Source organism: Pirellulaceae bacterium (assembly GCA_019636385.1).
Lineage (GTDB): Bacteria > Planctomycetota > Planctomycetia > Pirellulales > Pirellulaceae > Aureliella.
This window is the reverse complement of sequence record JAHBXT010000001.1, coordinates 1,515,551-1,534,453: the sequence shown is the minus strand read 5'-3', so window position 1 is coordinate 1,534,453 and position 18,903 is coordinate 1,515,551. Positions and strand designations below refer to the sequence as shown.

Annotated in this window: 12 protein-coding genes; 9 read left to right on the top strand and 3 right to left on the bottom strand. The window is 51.7% G+C overall.

The genetic code is table 11. The features are described from left to right. Positions 1-1,062: 1,062 nt before the first annotated feature. From KF752_05690 to KF752_05650, 9 genes are all read left to right on the top strand, one after another. On the top strand, positions 1,063-1,671 hold the full coding sequence (locus KF752_05690; GenBank protein MBX3421031.1) for an RNA polymerase sigma factor: 609 nt from the start codon (positions 1,063-1,065) through the stop codon (positions 1,669-1,671). Between the two features lie 2 nt (positions 1,672-1,673). Then, positions 1,674-2,513 carry a zf-HC2 domain-containing protein gene (locus KF752_05685; GenBank protein ID MBX3421030.1) on the top strand — a complete coding sequence of 280 codons (840 nt, stop codon included), beginning with the start codon at positions 1,674-1,676 and terminating at the stop codon, positions 2,511-2,513. Between the two features lie 61 nt (positions 2,514-2,574). After that, positions 2,575-3,039, top strand: a complete 465-nt coding sequence (locus KF752_05680) for a hypothetical protein (GenBank protein ID MBX3421029.1) — start codon at positions 2,575-2,577, stop codon at positions 3,037-3,039. Between the two features lie 38 nt (positions 3,040-3,077). Then, the gene (locus tag KF752_05675; protein MBX3421028.1) at positions 3,078-3,983 is read left to right on the top strand and encodes a hypothetical protein; all 906 of its coding nucleotides are present in this window, start codon (positions 3,078-3,080) and stop codon (positions 3,981-3,983) included. Between the two features lie 3 nt (positions 3,984-3,986). Next, a complete protein-coding gene (locus tag KF752_05670) occupies positions 3,987-6,206 on the top strand; it encodes an efflux RND transporter periplasmic adaptor subunit (GenBank protein MBX3421027.1) in 2,220 nt (739 codons plus the stop codon). A 5-nt stretch (positions 6,207-6,211) separates the two neighbouring features. After that, positions 6,212-9,646: an efflux RND transporter permease subunit gene (locus KF752_05665; protein ID MBX3421026.1), complete on the top strand. Its 3,435-nt coding sequence runs from the start codon at positions 6,212-6,214 to the stop codon at positions 9,644-9,646. Between the two features lie 226 nt (positions 9,647-9,872). Continuing rightward, positions 9,873-10,742, top strand: coding sequence for an exo-alpha-sialidase (locus tag KF752_05660; GenBank protein MBX3421025.1), 870 nt, complete (start codon positions 9,873-9,875; stop codon positions 10,740-10,742). A gap of 914 nt (positions 10,743-11,656) precedes the next feature. Next, positions 11,657-13,564, top strand: a complete 1,908-nt coding sequence (locus KF752_05655) for an ATP-binding protein (GenBank protein ID MBX3421024.1) — start codon at positions 11,657-11,659, stop codon at positions 13,562-13,564. Positions 13,565-14,287: 723 nt separating this feature from the next. Continuing rightward, on the top strand, positions 14,288-16,267 hold the full coding sequence (locus tag KF752_05650) for an acyl-CoA dehydrogenase (GenBank protein ID MBX3421023.1): 1,980 nt from the start codon (positions 14,288-14,290) through the stop codon (positions 16,265-16,267). Between the two features lie 228 nt (positions 16,268-16,495). Here the strand turns inward: KF752_05650 and KF752_05645 are convergent, their stop codons facing one another. From KF752_05645 to KF752_05635, 3 genes are all read right to left on the bottom strand, one after another. After that, positions 16,496-16,759, bottom strand: a complete 264-nt coding sequence (locus KF752_05645; GenBank protein MBX3421022.1) for a hypothetical protein — start codon at positions 16,757-16,759, stop codon at positions 16,496-16,498. Beyond that, positions 16,753-17,124 carry a hypothetical protein gene (locus KF752_05640; GenBank protein ID MBX3421021.1) on the bottom strand — a complete coding sequence of 124 codons (372 nt, stop codon included), beginning with the start codon at positions 17,122-17,124 and terminating at the stop codon, positions 16,753-16,755. Before KF752_05640 ends, KF752_05645 begins: the two co-directional genes overlap by 7 nt. Before the next feature lie 574 nt (positions 17,125-17,698). Further along, entirely contained in the window at positions 17,699-18,478 is a 780-nt protein-coding gene (locus tag KF752_05635; GenBank protein MBX3421020.1) for a phytanoyl-CoA dioxygenase family protein, read from the bottom strand. Positions 18,479-18,903: the final 425 nt, after the last annotated feature.

The following is an 18,903-nucleotide window of genomic DNA, read 5'->3' as shown; positions in this document are numbered from 1 at the left end:
CGTCCCTTATTGGCGTAGAGGTGAAGTGGCCGTATCGCTAGGTTGGATGCCGGCACGGCAACGATTCTTCAGGTAGAATGGGCCTGTTCGCAGGGAAATCTACCAGCACTTCGACTCGCGGAGCCAAAATCGGAAAAAAACTGGAAATTCCGTGAAGGAACGCGGCTTGAGGTCCATCCAAAGCACGTAAGCATCGAAATTTGAAGCAAAAGCACGAGTCATGTCATCACTTACCCTCCATGTCGTTTTGCTGTTCGCGGTTGCGTACAGTCAAATCTTTGGCGGAGTTTCGTGTTGCTGCCTCTCGCGAACGATCATTGCAAGTCTGGCGACTGCGCAAGTGGCTACGCCAGCCAGCGCTGATCACGCGGTGCCGAACGCATTCCCTTCGCCAAAGTGCCCCAAATGTGCTGCTGCCCAAGCATCCGGTGCGAGAAGTGTGAATTCCGAGGGACTTCGAAGTTCCAGCGTTGCGGGGAACAACAAATGCCAATGCGCGAAAGCTATTTCTAGCGCTACTGCTCAGCACGAACCTCGATCTCTGTCCATTGCTGTGCAGTATTTCACGACTGCCCTAACGACTTGGGACGTCATCCCTCGTGCGCAACGGATTGTGTTTCAAAGACATGAAGTTCCAATTCCCTTCGAGGGTTGTTCCTGGCAGTCGATCGCCTGTGTTTGGAAGAAATGAGAAGACCGACAAACCGATAGCTTCGGGATCGTTGACTGGCTGTGTGCTTAACGTCAGGCACACACCACTGGCTTTTTAGTTTCTTATACAAAAACAAAATAGGTGAATCATGTTGACAAAACTCGCTGTTTTGGGCGCTCTCGCTCTTTCCGCAGTTTCCTACTCGGTAAATGGAAGTCAGCAAAGCACGAATGCAGCGTCTGAGGCCTCCGTTAGCGAACCTTCCTGCTGCATGAAAAATGCTTACTGCTGTGCGGTAGATCAACCTTGCTGCCCTCGCTAGATCGACAAGTACGGTCTGAGATTGAGTCCTGCTCGAAGCTTCCGAAGGCTTCGGGCAGTTTTCTCTTTTCGGCGGGAAGGAGTGAAGAATGATACCAACAGAGTCATCCAATGAGATGAATGGAAAAGCGGAGGATCGTGCATCACCGCTGACTAAAGAAGAATTGACGCTGTGGATTAGTCGTGCCAGCAACGGGCATCGAGAGTCACAAAAGCACATTTACGAACTATTGGCAGCTAGGTGCTATCGAGTCATTCGAAAGATTGTTGGCGATAGTCATGCTGACGACGTAATGCAGGACTTCGTCATACACTTGTTTTCGAGGCTTAGTCAGTTTCGTTTCGAATCGACGCTCGAAACATGGGCGCACCGAATGGCTGTGAATCAAAGCTTGCAGTACCTGCGAAAAATGAAACGAGAAGAACAGCGCATTCAAAAAGTCGCGGAGGCTGGAGAAGTGTCTTTCGATGTTAATGAAAAGATTCAAGCAGACGAAGATATTGAGGTGCTTGAGTTGGCTATGCAACAAATCACGGGTGAGCAGCGAGCGATTTTACACATGAAAGAAGTCGAAGGGCTTGGATACTCAGCGATCGCAAGCGTTCTGGGCATACCCGAAGGTACCGTTGGTTCACGACTAAACAAGGCTAGAAACGAATTAAGGACTTCTCTGATCCACTTGGGCTGGGAGGCATAAGAATGAATTGCGATATTGTTGAAGAACACTTGTCTGCGTACATCGACGAAGAACTCGACGCCGCGGCATGTCTCCAACTGGAGGAGCATGTTGAGCAATGCGATGCATGCCGTGGGCTGATGTCTGAATACCGCTCGATGGGCGTATTGATGCGACGTTCGGAGCGGATAGTCGATACGGAAGCAGTATGGGAACAAGTTTCTCTCAAACTCGAAACGCCTGTTGTGACACTTGCTTCGACAGAATCCCATTGGAGGGCTTGGGCCAAGCGTTATGGCACTTCTATTGTGGCCGCGGCTGCTGGTGTTCTTATCCTGGTTTCGGCACTGCACTATGCTGCGCCCGACAATCACGACACCGCTAATGCGTTGCACGATCATGCTGCAATGGCCGTTGATTTTGCCGAGGTATTCCGCTCAGCCAGAACGGAACCTCAGCTCGCCTTGTCCAAACTGAGCGAGAAGTACGACGGCCGCGAACTAAATACCGAAGAAGCTACGAAATATCTTGGCTATCAGCCGGCATTATTCAAAGGTGTTCCCGAAGGTTTCACTCGTGTGTCAACACACGTTTTGAACATGCCATGCTGCAAATGCTCGGCAACCATTTGTGAGCGAAGCGACGGCACATCACTGATCGTCTTTGAGCACCGAGATGAGCAACCTGTCTGGTTTGGCGACTCCCCGTCAATTGAGACGCAGTGCGCGGGCATGCCTTGCAAGATTATTGAGTCAGCCGGGCAACTAGCCGTTAGCTGGAGAAACCAAGATCGGCAAATGACGATCGTCGGCGCAGATGATCTGACTGAAGTGAATCACTGGGTAGCGTCTCTGAAGTTGTAAGTTCCACTTCGATGAATTCGCTATCCCTTTCCAACTCCCTTGTTCCATAGAGGACCAAACCATGATCAAGAACAGTATTCTCGCTCTCCTTTTCGTTTTCACTGCGGCAGCATCAAGTTATGCGCAAACAGCAAAAGACGAAACGTCTGAGCAACGTCGCGAGCGTCTGCGAATTGCTGTGCAAGCCATATGTCCAGTGTCGGGCGAGTCACTCACTGACCATGCCGAGCCGGTCAAGATGACGAATTCAGAAACCAGAGAGGTGCTTTATGTCTGTTGTGAAGCATGCCTCGAGTCGAAGCCGGATGTTAAGCACATTGAAAAGATCCGAACCAACTTCGCCAAAGCCCAAGGACACTGCTTGGTGATGACGGACAATGAAATCTCTGCCGATTCGAAGCACGGTATTGTCGATGGGCACTTTGTATACGTCTGTTGCCCGCCATGTGTAAAGAAGATGAAGGCCGAACCAGCCAAGTTCTTGTCCAAGCTTGATGACCTTTACGAAGCGTCGCTCAAGAAGTAACCGTCCGATTCTACTGTTTCAACTGAAGGTGTTTAGAAATGAAAAGATGGAACTTGTGTTGTTTGTTTATTCTGCCCCTAGCGGTGACCACTCTGGTCTTCCTTAGTGGCTGTAATCCGTCGCAATCGGACGAGACCGCAGATCAGACTGCACCACGCGTTGAGGGTGAAAAGGCTGGCGTTGCAAGCGATGAGAGATCTGCAACGAACTCAATTGCCGGCGACGCTGACAGTGAACATGGTCATATCCCGGGTGCTCACGGCGGCATCATGATTTCGCTGGGGAGAGACAGTTATCACGTGGAAGCGGTCATCGATTCAGCAGGTGCTGTTCGGCTTTACACGCTTGGCAAGGATGAGAGTCGAGTTATCGACGTGGAAAGCCAGACGTTGAAAGGGTTTGTCAAAGCCGAAGGGGACGCGGATTCCAAACCAATCTCGTTTGAGGCATCTCCACAGGACGGCGACAGCCCTGGGAAGACTTCGCTTTTCATGGGGCAACTGCCACAGGAGCTGGTGGGGCGCAAGCTGGATGTAACCATTCCAAACATTCGAATCGATGGCGAGCGATTTCGTCTGGGTTTTGTCTCTGGGCAGGAGAGCCATGATGAATCGTCCGACATGCCGGCTAAGGTCGCTAACGAAGCAGAACGAGAGTTGTATTTGACACCGGGCGGTCGGTACACCGTTGCGGACATCGAAGCCAATGGCAATATGACGGCTTCGCAAAAGTTCAAAGGGATGAAGTCGGAACATGACATGAAGCCAGAAGTCGGCGACATGCTGTGTCCTATCTCGGGAACAAAAGCGAATTCCAAATTTACGTGGATTATCGATGGTAAGCCTTACGAGTTCTGCTGCCCTCCGTGCGTCGACGAATTTTTGGCTTCCGCAAAAGAGTCAACGGACCCGCTGCCTGATCCAGATAGTTTCATCAAGAAGTAGGTTATGAATCTTCCATCACAAGCTCGATTCATCGCAGTGTTAATGCTTGCCCTGGCTACGTCGGCGGCTAGCGGCCACGAGGGACATCAACCGCTTCCCACCAAGGGTGTTCAAGTTGATACACAGAATGGTCAACTGACATTGTCAGCGCAAGCGCGGAATGCCATTGGACTTCAAGCGGAAGAACTTCTGGTAGGCACCGTTGCTTCCACGTTGACGGTCTATGCGGAGGCCGTTACACCGTGGCAAGCAAAGGCGTTCGGCTCGGCGCAGATCTCTGGTCGCATCGCCAAACTACTATCGCGTCCTGGGGACTTTGTGAAAAAGGACCAGATCATTGCCGAGTTGAGTAGCCGCGAATTGGAACTGCTCAAACTGGATTATCAGCAAGCAGTTAATGACGTAAGCCTTAATCAGCGTCTGCTTGACATGACAAGACCAACTGCGTTGGCCGGCGCTGTGCCGATGCAACGATTGCTGGAAATCGAAAACGCAGTTGAGCAGAGTCAGAACCGAGTGGAAGTCGCCCGAATTCGCGCCCGTACTCTTGGCGTTTCTTCCGATGTCTTCCAAAACAGCGCATCTGGTTCGTTGAACTATCCCATTCGGTCGCCTATCGCTGGCCAGATCCTTCACTCGGACCTGGCAGAGGGCAAGTACGTGGAGGCGTTGGAACACCTATTTGAAGTTGTTAATACCGATGAAGTTTGGGTTCGGCTTCAACTCTTGGAAAAGGATATTTTCAAGGCCAAAGTAGGCAACCGAGTGAAGGTCGAGTTCCCTGCGTCGTCGATCTCGGTAGAAGGCATTATCGATCGCATGGATGCTGGTTTAGATTCCCAAACTCAAGTCAGTTCAGCGTGGATGACACTCGCAAACCAAACGATCATTCCTGGACTTGTTGGTCGGGGCACGATTTATACGTCAGAGCAAGATGAGAAACTCACCGTTCCGCAGCGGGCAGTATACAGCGACGGGCTGCAGAATTATGTATTTGTTGAAGAGGCATCGACTCGGACATCCGCAGAGTACCGGAAGAAAACCATCCAGTTAGGTAAGCGTACTCTGGAAGCGCATAAGCAAAGCGAGCCGATGGTCGAAGTGCTCCAAGGCGACATTTATCCTGGTGACCGAGTGGTAGTAAAGGGAGGTCACGAGTTGTCGAGCTTGTTCTTTCTTGGCGTCCTAAAGCTCTATAGCAGTGACCAGCAACGTTTAGGGATACGGTCCGAGCCAGCGAGTCACCGCGAAGTTGCTTCGACTACGCAGCTAACAGCGTCCGTGACGTTGCCCCCCGAGAACCGAAGCGTACTTTCCTCTCAACTAGACGGAACGGTCTATTCGCACAAACTAAATCCGGGACGATACGTCGAGGCCGGTGAAATATTATTGGAGATTGCTTCGCCTGAATTTCACAAGCTCCAGCTCGACCTGATCAGCACGTCGCTTGACGCCGATCTCTCGCTTCGTCGCGCTGATCGGCTTGACGGCGTCAAAGGCGATGCGGTTTCACTACGCATCGTATTGGAAACGCGCTCGGAAGCGGACCAGTTAAAGGCGCGGGCCGAAAGCCTAAGGCGGCAGCTTTCTACGTTGGGATTACTTGAAAGCGAAATAGAATCAATCGTTAAAGAACGGCGAATCCTCAACTATCTTCCACTTCGCTCCAACATAGCAGGGCGCATTACCTCGTCCGTAGTCACATTAGGCGAAACCGTTTCCGCGAGCCAGCCTCTTGTCGAAATTCACAATCTCGAGTCCGTATGGATTGAGGCGCATGTACGATCGCCCGAGACCCATTCTCTAAATGGAGAAGTGAATGGCATCGCCACGATACTTGCCGATCCTGACATTAGCTTTCCAGTCGTCGTTTCACGAATCAGTCCAACCGTAAACGAGTCGACCCGCACACAGAGGATATGGCTTACTCCAAAGTCTAACTCCAGTGTCCCGCAACTTCGCTCAGGCGCATTGATCACGGTCGTCTTGCCGATCGGAAGTCCGACATCGACTCTTGCGATCCCCTCATCCGCCATCCTTCGCGAGGGGATGCACTATTTCAGCTTTGTTCAAAAGGACGATGGATACGTCGATCGACGCCGACTAAAAATTGGTCGCTCTGACGGTGCGTACACGGAAATTGTTGACGGTATCGAAGCGGGTGAGTTGGTCGTAACCGTTGGTGGTCGTGAGTTACAGACGGCCTTTGCATCATTGAGGTAGCATCCTTGCTCGACAGCATCATTCGTTTCTCATTGCACAACCGGGCGATCGTTGCGATTGCCTCACTGCTCGTAATGCTAGTCGGAGCATCTTTGCTTCGGACTATGCCCGTCGATGTGTTTCCCGACCTTAATCGTCCCACGGTGACGATTATGACCGAAGCACCGGGCCTGGCTCCGGAAGAAGTCGAAGTGCTCGTGACGCGACCGATCGAATTACTCTTAAACGGAGCGACCGGCGTCAAACGCGTTCGCTCATCGTCGGCCATTGGTCTATCGATCATTTGGGTTGAGTTTGACTGGGGAACCGACATCTTCATTGATCGACAGATCGTGAATGAGAAGTTACAGCTAGCTCAATCAAAACTGCCGGCGGGTACCAACCCGACGCTCGCGCCTATTTCATCCATCATGGGTGAAATCATGTTGCTCGCGCTTCGTAGCGATATTGAACCGAGCTCGAAGTTTGAGGCGGACGCGAAAGCGATGGAGCTGCGCACGCTGGGCGAGTTCACGGTGCGCAATCGACTCCTTGCCGTTGAAGGCGTATCGCAGGTTTCCGTAATGGGCGGAATTCTTAAGCAATATCAAGTCCTCACCTCCCCTTCGAGGTTGGCGGCTCGCAATGTAACCCTTGCACAGCTAACGGACGCCACCGCAAAAGCCAATGTGCTTGCGGGTGGTGGTGTGATGGATCGCGGCGAAAAAGAATCGCTACTTCGTATCCAAGGCCAGTCGCTAACTCTCGAGGAGGTCGCCGCAACTCCTATTCTTTGGCGTGAGCAAGTACCCATACGAATCGGCGATGTGGCCGATGTCAAACTGGGCGGACCGATAAAGCGCGGCGACGCTTCTGCGGTCGTGAAGATTGAGCCAGATGCAAATTTCGCCGTCGATCGAGCTGCGGAATATGCGCAGATGAACGATGGCGAGCACGAAGCAGCTAGCGATAGAGATCTCGCTGGACAACCACATGCTAGGCCGTACCGCGAGTTGAGAGGCGGTATGGCGGTAATGCTTACCGTGCAAAAGCAGCCCGACGCGGACACGATTAAGCTTGACCGAAGAATAATCGATGTGCTGGCTTCGGTTCAGCGTGAGTTGCCAGCGGACGTAAAGCTTGAATCCGAAATCTTTCGCCAGAGCCACTTCATTGAAGCGGCGGTTGACAACGTCAGTGAAGCAGTACGCGACGGCGCTATCTGGGTCATCGTGATTCTGTTTCTTTTGATGGGCAACTTTCGTACAAGCATCAGCTCATTGTCATCCATGCCGCTGTCAATATTACTAACCGTCATCGTCTTTTACCTTTTCGGTATCACCATAAACACGATGACACTTGGCGGGATCGCGGTTGCCATCGGCGACCTGGTCGACGATTCGATCGTTGACGTTGAAAACATTTATCGTCGACTTCGCGAAAACAAGCAGTTGCCAACTGAAGCTCAGAAGCCTGCCTTGGATGTTATCTTCTCAGCATCGAGCGAGATTCGCAACTCGATCGTCTACGCAACTCTCATCGTCGTGTTGGTTGTGTTGCCGCTGTTCATGATGTCCGGAATCGAGGGGCGGTTGTTCGCACCGCTGGGTATTGCCTACATCGTCGCCTTACTATGTTCGTTGGTGGTCGCCTTAACCTTTACACCTGTACTGGCCAGTGTATTGCTGCCTCGCGCGCCGTTCTTAGCCGACAGACGCGAACCTTTAATCATGCGATGGTTGAAGTACTGGGACGAACGATTGCTGCGATGGACGCTTAGTCGTCCAAGGACAGTCCTCGCTGGAGTAAGCGTATTAGTGCTGCTCAGTTGCATGACCCTTCCTTGGATGGGCGGTGAGTTCTTGCCGCCATTCAATGAAGGAACAGCGACAATCAATCTACGACTTGAACCAGGAACTTCCCTAGGCGAGAGCCAGAGAATTGCTGGCCGCGTTGAAGATATCCTGCTTGAAGTGCCAGAGGTTCTCTCGGTTGCCCGCCGGACCGGACGTGCCGAGTTGGATGAGCATGCAGAAGGTGTGAACAACACGGAATTCGAAGTGCGATTCGCTCAACATAAGACCGAGAAAGTGGGATGGCACAATGCTGTCCTGCGAGCGATTCCGATCGCGCATCTTTGGAGCTTTGAATACCAGGGGCGAGCGCAGGAGTCGGTGATTGCGGACCTGCGCGATCGGATTTCAAGCATTCCGGGTGCGGCCGTCAACATCGGCCAGCCGATCTCCCATCGTTTAGATCACATGATGTCCGGCATTCGCGCTCAGATCGCGGTGAAGGTATTTGGTCCTGATCTGCGTGAGCTTCGCACCGCGGCATACGATATTCAGGCTCGGATGCAAGAGATTGACGGGGTCGTCGACCTGCAGATTGAGCCACAGATTGAGATTTCGCAACTGCAGATGCGAGTCAAGCGTGACGAGGCTTCACGATACGGTCTTACACCGGGTGACGTGGCGGAAGTATTGGAGACGGCTTTCAAAGGCAGAATTGTTTCACAGGTTATCGAAGAGGATAAGTACTTCGGCTTAGTGGTCTGGTATGACGAGGAGGCGCGCAAAGATCCAAACGTCATAGAAGAAACCATTCTTGAGACGCCTTCCGGAGCTAAGGTCGCACTTTCGCAAGTAGCCGAAATCTTGGATACGACCGGCCCCAATGTACTCAATCGTGAAAACGTTCAACGCCGAGTTGCCGTTTTCTGCAATGTCCAGGGGCGCGACTTGGCAAGTGTCGTACGCGATATCAAACTAGCACTCCAGCCGGTTGAACAATCTCTTCATGAGCTGCCAGGTGAGTACTATCTCGACTACAGTGGACAATTCGAAGCACAGCAGCAGGCCACGTACAGATTATGGGGATTTGCACTGCTGAGTATCGTCGGCGTCTACCTGCTGCTGATGAAAGCACTTGGCTCGCAGCGTTCTGCACTCCAGGTGATTGTGAACGTGCCATTAGCAGCGCTAGGCGCGATTGTTGCGCTCCTGATTGTGAATAGACCTGAAGCTTCTGAGTTCGTGGGCCAAGCTTGGTATCTCTGGCCAGGTATCTGGATTCAGGCGACCCATTTATCTTTGGCGCACTGGGTTGGATTCATCACGCTCATAGGCATTGTTAGTCGCAACGGCATCATGATGATCTCGCATTATCAACACTTGATGGAAGTTGATGGAATGCCATTTGGAAAGGAAATGATCATTCGCGGCAGCCTTGAACGCCTCGCGCCCGTAATGATGACAGCCATGACCAGCTTTGTAGGACTGCTTCCTTTGTTGTTCGGGTACGGCGAACCTGGCAAGGAGATCCTTTACCCGCTTTCCATTGTGTTGTTTGGCGGCATGATTGCATCAACCGTTCTAGACCAAATCGTCACTCCTGCACTTTTTTACCTTTTTGGCTCTGGGCTACCCGTGTCAGACCAAGTGAGTTCACCGAATGTTTAAGACTGCTTTGACAGCTCTTCTGATGTTGCTTCCCGCGTTCGTCTCTGGTTCCGAACCATTCACCATCATCTCGGGGAGCGGCGAGAGATCACCGAAACAACCCCAAGCGTGTGTTGACTCGAGGGGTGTCGCCCATGTCACATTCGGCGTTGGAGCTGACGTTTATTACTGCAGAACTGGAGTTGATGAAAAGCCCTCACCGCTCGTCGCCTTTCAGGTACCTAACATGTCTCTTGGAATGCGAAGAGGTCCTCGGATTGCTCATGCCGGCGACGCTTTTGTCATCACTGCGATTGGAGGTCCGCAGGGCAAAGGTGCTGATGGAGACGTTTTGGCGTACCGCTCACTGGACGGCGGAAAGAGCTGGCTTGGCCCAGTGAAGGTCAACGACATTGAGGCCTCGGCGCGGGAGGGCCTGCACGCAATGACAGCCAGTGACGATGGAACATTGTGGTGCGTTTGGCTTGACCTTCGTGCGAAGCGGACTCAGCTCTTCGCATCTAAATCGATCGATCAAGGGGCCAGTTGGAGCAAGAATCAGTTGGTCTACCAATCTCCCGATGGAAGTATTTGTGAGTGCTGCCATCCATCGGTAGCGACCGAAGGCGATTCCGTGCATGTCTTGTTTCGAAACTCATTGAAGGGGAATCGTGATATGTATCTGGTTTCTTCAAACAATAAAGGCGAGACATTCGGCCTCGGAGAACGACTTGGAATCCAACATTGGAGCTTAAATGCTTGCCCAATGGACGGCGGCATGTTGGCGATCGCACCGAATGGCGAAGTTGTTACCGCTTGGCGTCGTGGCAACACTGTCTTCACGTCCATTGGAAAAGCCAAGTCGGATACCATGTTGGAAAACGGTGAACAACCTTGGATCGCAAGCAACCCGAGTGGGACTTATGTCGTTTGGCTCACCAAACGCGATGGCCAAGTTCGGCTGGCGAAGCTTGGAACTCCCAACTCGACAACTATTGCTGAAAACGCTCGAGATCCAATCGTCGCAGTTGGTGACGGCAATGAATCGCCAGTTTTCGTGTTTTGGGAGCAGCGAGCCGGCGACCGAGTATCTATCGAGTGCCAGTTAGTTCATTAGCATCGTTTCACTCGATCCATGCCAGTTGGCTCCCCGGTGACGAGAGTGTAGGAGCCGAAACATGCACGCGAATCGGGCTGCTTGCGAACGAGCTTTGCTTCCCAACTGTGGAAAGAAACGCAATGCAGTTCGTCGCATTGATCGGGTCGGCTCGTCAACGGGCTGGTGCAGACAGGCGGTGAATGATGGAACGGCGAATGGCGAACAAGCCGCTTTTTCCTATTGTTGCGAAAGTGAGTCGTCGTTATCATACCCGGAGAGGATGTTAACCCATAGTTAGAACCTCTTCGTGAAGAAACAGACCAAACGGGTCTCGAACTTCGTAAGTCCTTGCGTTGCAAGGCTTTACGAATTTCGAGCGCAGAGAGTATTGTTACGAAGAGGGTTGCGCTCGGGGAGCTGAAATTTTTGGCTCGGAAAGAGCCTGTTAACCAGTTAACACAGAAAGCCGAGAGTGAAAGCTCTCGGCTTTTGGGGTTGTTTTCCAAGGGTTTTGGCAAATCGTGCCCTGCCGGCTACCACTCAGAGTGTGCTCGCGCTTCGCCCCAAAATCGCAATTCAGCGACCGCACCGCACAAACTCGTCTGCAACTCTCAGATTCTCTGTTTGACAGAGAAGTCCTGTTTAACAGTGGGTATTCCGGTCTGTCGCGGCGAAACAAACCAGTTGCGGTCTGGCACAATTGACGAAGCGCTGGAGATAGGACGACACCGACGACTTCAATTGGGTAGCAGCCGTGAACGGCGGGCGTTTCGCAACTCTTGGTCTGTTCGCTCATCCACCAGAAATCTCAAAAAAGCGATGAGGTGAATGCAACTTTCTGCGGCCTCAGGCACTAATACTATTAGAGGCCTGAAGCGGCCCATTCGAATCCCTGGGGTCAATAGCGACCCCCACAGCGAAAAGGAAATGTAATGAACGATTTTGATTCCAACGACGATGTTTCACCGGACACCGAGGCTTCATTTACTCGAGGCTCAGACTTCAGCCCGAAATGGGGCGAGAATGCACCGCGTGGCGGTAAGACGGTTTTAACGCGTGTCTTGAAAGATGGCTCGAAAGTACCTCTGTTTCTCGGGCAGACTCTAGTCAATTCGCTACGCGATGTCGGTTACAACAGCACGACATCCGCCCTTTGCGAGCATGTAGACAACGCGATTCAGGCAGGCGCAACAGAGGTAAGGGTCTACTTCCATCAAGCCGGAAAGCGTGGCGAGTATAAGATCGCATGTCTTGTGCTGGATAATGGTAATGGGATGGCTCCGCACGTATTGAAGGTTGCGAGTTCATTCGGCGGGTCAATGACCTATGACAACCGATCCGGCATCGGTCGGTTCGGCATGGGGATGAAGACAGCCGCACTCAGTATGAGTCCAGTGTTGGAAATCTATTCTTGGCAGGAAAAGTATGGCTACTACAACATGACACTGGATGTCAATGAGATCGGCAGCAACAAAAGCAATCTGATTGAATTGCCCGATCCGACACTGCATGACGTTCTGCCCTCCGAGATCAATGATATCCTGTGTCACCCCATGGACTTCCCGAAGAATCCACAATCGTCACAAGATCTGCTTGCAGAATTCGACAGTGAATTGCCCGAAGCCTTGGGCAGTTCAGGCACAATAATATTCATGCCTGAGTGTGATCGCCTCACATTCAAAAAAGCCCAAACATTGGTCGATCACGCGACAAAGGAAATGGGACGTATCTATCGTCGATTCATCGATAAGGGGCTGCGACTTTACGTTAATAATCGGTTAGTGCAGGCGTTCGATCCAACCTATTGGATGAAGAACGCCCGTCATACTCGAATTGAAGGGCTCACCGAGACAAGAAGTAAACTGGTCGGAAGCTGGCCGATTGAAGTCCCAATTTCAGAGGGATCAACAACGACTACAACAATACATGTGAAGGTCTTTGCGCTTCCCTATGACGACTGGGGTTCATTGCCTCGGAAGGTCCTAAAGAATGATTTGCACGTATTCGATGACTACGCAGTCTCGTTTATGCGAAATGACCGCGAGGTCGAAATCGGCTGGGAGCCAAAGCTCAAGATTAAGAAGCACCACATCAGTCATTGGCTTCGTGTTGAAGTCAATTTCTCGGGTGAGGCTGACGAAGGATTCGGCGTTGCTGCGAACAAGCAAGGTGCTCGACTCAAGGAGTACGTCGCCGAAGAAATTCTTAAGCATCCAGAGTTCCTTGAAACCGTTTCTGGTGTGCGAAGCGCTATCCAACAAGCGCAGGCAAAGCGCTCGTCACTGAGGTCAGGGAAGATTACTGAAGGCGACCGTCGTGCGAATGAGGCTGAAGCATTCCAGGCAAAACCCCTTCCCGAGATTCCAGCAGAGGAACAAGAGGCCCTCGAGCAAAATCTTCGTGGTTTAGCTGTATCCTTGAAGCGAGAAGACGAAACTGATGAACAGGCATTCGAACGCATTAAGCAGTCCAAATATTTCACGCGAACAACGCATGATGAATACTGGCCTTTTTACCACTGCGACTTCAAATTCGGCAAAGTAATTTTAACAGTCAACACGGCGCACCCGTTCTTCACAAAGGTTTGGCAACCGCTAAGCGAACTAGCAAGCACGACAGATGCCGCAACCGAAATGAGTGACGATGGACTTGAGATAACTGCCGATGTTTCCGCAATATGCCGCGAAGCCTTGGTCGGAATTCAGGCTATGCTTCTGTCTCTTGGTAGAACTCAAAGCCAGATGATCGGTGGGGCATCAAGCAGCGAACATGCCCGCGTATTTGAGACGCTTCGCCGGCAATGGTCCGAAAACCTGTCGGTGCAACTGCAAAGCAAATAGCCCTCCAAATTCCTAGTGGCCCCTGGCATTTGCCTTTTGGATGGGAGTTGCATAGAATGTTGGCCGTGACTCCGTAAATTAACTCAAGTCGAGGTTCGCAAGCACAGCGTCTTGCGTCCCTCGCTAGGCTCGTGTTTTTTTTACGGCTCACAATTTATTTACTTCAGCTCGCCAACAGCGGTGGGCACAATCATTGGAGTCAATTATGGTCTCTGAACCACTCGAGCCGTCGTGGGCTAATTTTGCAGCTACTCAAGACCTACTCGCGAAATCGCGACGAATCGATTGTCGATACTGGGGTCTCGAAGAAGCACTAAGCGAAACTCTTAAAACTTCCGTTCTTGAACGGGATAGCCGGCAGAAGTTCGGCACGCCTCGAGATAATCGTACTAAGAAGCACCGCAAACGGCAGCAAATACTCAGGTCTGTATTCGATTCCGTCCCAACCACCTCGCCAGCGAACCAACATCGCCAAGTAGATTGCGCTGACTCTTTGGAGACTTGTTTGCCGCTGCTCGCTTTGATTGAGCGGCAGATTTTTAGCTTGCTGGCCGCGGATGAAAGCTACATCGAAGCTGCAGATCGATTGCAACTTTGCGTTGGCCAACTCAAATCAAAAGTCCATCGCGCTCGAAAGCGAATGGTACAGCTTTGCGGCGAAGTCTTGATTTGAAGTGTCTCGGCCAGTTTCTGCTTTTACACCCAACGAAAAGGAGACGTTTGATGATAGGTCGAAGATACTATTGCATCCAGGTTGTGTTTACTTTGGTGCTTTGTTGCTGGAATTTGCCAGTAACAATTAATGGGCAAGAGCGGACCAATTCCGCATCCGCGTATATCTCAAGCTCCGACGAGATTCTTAGTTCACTACAAGCGAAGCAGGCAGAGCATGGTGATGTGTTTGTTGTTGTTCAGAATGAACTCGACTCTTTGATCGAAGCGAGCGGCGGCGGAGCTTGTCCAAGTGCAGCGGGTGTCATCGCGATGCAGGCGTTCCGATGCATGACAGGAGGCGAAAGGCACCCCCATCCACACAAAGTCGCTTTGGAAGCTTTTCGAAATCATCCCAAACTGCTCGACGGCAGAGTTAGCAACAAGCAGTTTGTCGACTTGCTTTTGTTCTATGAAAAATACGTGTCGAACGCAAAGCTCTCAATTCGCGTTCAGTCCGCACCGAATTCACCTTACGCAGCCGATGCCAACGTCTGGGCCAGTGACGGTACGCCGGACCTTAAGGCTCTAAGTGATGAAATCAAGATACTCAGCTTTTCCGTAACGGAGCCAAACGGCAACTTTCTTGGACGACACTTCGTGCTCCTGAAGCGGATGGATGGCAACCAAATATTTGTTGTCGATCCAACCTCCCCTAACAAAGAAAAGCAATTTACTCTCGAAGCTGGGCGTCCAGGATGCGGCAGATTTTTCCTTCGATACCCCGCTGAATTCCAGCGACCATATATCAATGAAGTAAACACCATTTTCACGATACGAGTTGAGAGGAACAAATCCGCTGTTGGACCTTTGTCCATGGCGAATGTTCTACAGCGGATTGACGAGACTGCCCAAGAACTGAAAAAGCAAGGACTACTTCGTTCACCACGAGACTGGCGGAAACAAACAGCCGACTTCGGTCTACCTGCGCTTGATTTGCCTAGCGACATTGGCGGCCATGGTTGGTCGGTCGAACAAATGCTGGAAGTGTTTCGACATGCAGGTCGCCATGACCTCAATCTCCGCGATGTGGTTGGTGGGGCACATGGTCGGATTCTTGCAAACTCCAAATCACCTCAAGCTGCTGACTTGCTTCGAGGTGTTGTGAGAGGCGAACGCTATTTCGCGATCACCATAACCGAACCCAACTATGGGTCAGACTTCACATCGATGGAATCGACTTCAAGGAAGGTCGATGGCGGGTACATTCTCAATGGTGAAAAGAGATTCAATGCACGACTTGAACAAGCTACCGACGTAATCGTGATAACCAAGAGTCCAGAAAACAAGCGAGGGAAACTCAATATCTTCGTTTTGCCAATTGAAGCTAATGGACTAACCATTGAGTCCTTTGGAGCTCATGGTCTTACGGGCAATTCGTATGGTGGTCTCACGATGAAGGACGTGTTCGCACCGGAAAGCTCTTTGGTCGGTGTGGATGGAAAAGGTTACGACGTTTTCTCAAAGCACTTTCTTTACTGGCGTCTCATGCAAACAGCCACAGCAATAGGGACTGCTGAAGGCGCCTTGGCCCAGATGGCAGAACGCTTGAAGGCACGTATCGTGTTCGGCGGTCCAATTGGTAGGTTTACCCATTTGCAACAGCCAATGGGTCAGCACACAACTGAGTTGAAAATGGCGCATTCATTGGCAATACGCGCCGCAAAGCTTCTTGATGAAGGCAAGTATTCCGAGGCCGAACCGCTAATCAATGGTCTAAAGGCTGAGGGCGTAGAGATCGCTCTGAAAGCAGTCGACGCTGCAGCCAGAGCGTTTGGAGGCGAAGGTTTTTCCGATTTGGTTGACATTGGCGACCGTCTTCGGGATCTCAACGGACTTCGAATTGCCGATGGAGCGACCGACGTCATGCGATCGGCGGTTGTCAGGGATGAGTTTGGGCGCGAGTTTTGGGATATGGCAACGAAGGGGAATTTCGATCGCGTCAGCCACGAGAATGCTACAGCAGGAGCTCAGAGCGAGCTAGAAAAGTAGAAACGTTAATAGAAGATAGGGGCTGCTTTAGTGATCACTCGAATGCTATCGCAGAGTGAAGGAACTTAGTACTGGTGATTTGAGTTGAGATCAGCTAGCACCATGAAGAATGTTCAACCATCGTATTCGCTGTTCATTCCAGTTCGGCGCGGACGCTATTCGCCGAAATTCTCGTTCAGGAACCTTAATCAACTTCGCTTTGTGTTCGTCAACCGTGAGAATCTGTTCTTAGATTTGTGGTGCAAGCAAATTCTGATCGATGATCTGGGTTAGCCTGGCGCGGCTAAAGTGGCCGATGCGAGCTAGTTCGGCCTGGTCTTTAACTTGGCCGGTTCTTAAGAGGTGATCAAGCCGGATGGCGTGGGCCATCATCTTAGTTATGCGAGGTAAGCGAACCGGTGTGGGCTGCTCCGGCTGAGATCCGGCTTCAACTATGGTCTTGGCGGTTCGCTTACCGGACTTGAAATCCAGTTTGTGCGTGGCGGTCAGCATGTGCCGGCTCCTTCTCTACTTTGTTGCTCTTGGTTGAATGTTTTGATTCCGATGGGGTGGTAGGAAATCGAAAGCTCCTTGCTGTAACCGTCGTACTGAATTGAGTCGACGATTTGGTATATGGCTTTGGCTCTCTCGACGGGCGACAACGCGGCCCAAACTTCTGGGAACCGACTGAGTGCATCGCGGACGTCCGATTCGTCAATCAACAAAGTCGATACCCCAGTCATCTCGTCGACGACCTCGGATACTCGTTGTTCTTTGTCGCGAATCTCGTCTTGAATGAAGGCAAATGCCGATTCACTTGCTCCATCGGCGATCGCTTGGTTCAATCGCTCGTAGAGGCCAGGGATAGCCCGCTCCAACGCGTTCTTTTCTTTCTTGAGTCGTTCTACGGTCGTCTAAGTTTGGACGCGACTCTGGGCCAACGTGTCGCGAACAATGCCAGGGTCTTGGCCAACGCGTCGGATCTGATCGATCACGAAGCGTGTCAGTTTGCAGGTTAAAACGGTTCTTCCGCACTTTTGGTGAATGCTAATTGATCGTTAAGCCGGGAGTTGCGTTAGGCTTTCATGAAACAGAATCCACCAATGGAATTACATTGCGAGTTTCAGCGTCATGGTTATCAATGGAGTGGCTCCGTGCTCCATGAGTCGTATGTGCATCAGCGCAATAGCAATTCCAGCAACACCACCATGGGCGCGAGTCGAGTGCGAATTCCTTGCCATGTCAGCGTCCCGCAAAGTCTGGCTTAGCTTCCGGTAGAATTCTAATCCCACGAGTCGGCATTCGCAAAGCCTTGGTGCACCGAGGTGTGCCTAAGAAATTCCACGACGTGCAGTGTTGTATCTGGCAAAGGTCTGGAAGGTATTGCCTATCATACGGCAGACAGAAAACGTAGTCGGAGTAGATCAACACCAAGGGTGCTTGCCATCGGCGTCAGCGCGCTGCCAAATAGGCTTGCGCGGTGGAGATAAAATCTTGGTCATTCAGGCGCTGGAGCGGACTGTAGGCGGGGTGTCGCGATGGCTTGTAGGGATCGTTGCTGCGCGTGTTGTAACAACAGATCAGCGACCAGCGGGGCTGCGGGCTGGTATTTTGATCGGAACGATGCAGCAGATTACCGTGAAAAAAGAGCCCATCGCCCGGTTGCATTTCTACATGGACCACTGGCAGTCGCTGTAAGACAGCTTCGACGCGTTCGGGGTCGGCACCGGTCTGGCCACCGACTTTCATGTGGTTCATTCTGCCCAGCAGGTGGGACCCAGGAATGACTTGCAGACAACCGTTAGCAGGCGTACAGGCATCCACAGCGATGAAACAACTGGCCATCGTGGGATACAGGCAGCCGAAGTCGTACCAGTATCCGTAATCCTGATGCCACTCCCAAGCGCCTCCCACCAGCGGTTCCTTGAGCATCATTTTGTGATGATAATGATAGACCTCATCGCCCAGCAACCGCTGCATGTTTTCGACCACGCGCTCACAGCGCACGACGGCAGCATACAGATCATCGCCCACATCGTTACTCAATGTCAACTTGGTTTGCCCCCCCTGCGCGTCGCTGCGAACCGTGGCTTGAGATACCAACTGTCGATCCTGTTTGGCATAACCAACTATCAACTCGGTTTCCGGCGCGCTGAAAAGCTGCCGGACCAGGATGTACCCTTGCTTCGCAAATTGCTCGATGTCCGAAGCGGAAGCTCGAAAGTAGTGCATGACAGATATTGACCTCAAGCGTGATCTTGTTGCTATGACGATTTGTTCATTGTAGCTCCACCGCAGGGCATCCCGAAATGCCCTGTGCAGGCAGCATTCATCCGTGGGTTATCACGCTAGTTGCCGCATGTTGTGCTAACCGCCTGTGCCCTTGTCTGAGACTTTGACAGTGGCATGACGTGTGGCTAGGCTGCTGGCTAGGAAAGGCTCTGAATATGCATTCCTTCTATGGTTTGAAGCAATACCACCACGGCTGGACACGAGTGCTTGATTATCCTGCGGCACATGGGCGCGGAAGCTTACTGGCCACTGCCAGATTGGATTTGCCTGTGGTTCAGACTGGGAGTTTGGACTAGAATGGGGGGGCTTAGCTCTGTGACGTTTCTCTGCAGTCAGGTAGCCCTTCCATGTTCCAGCTTTCACTC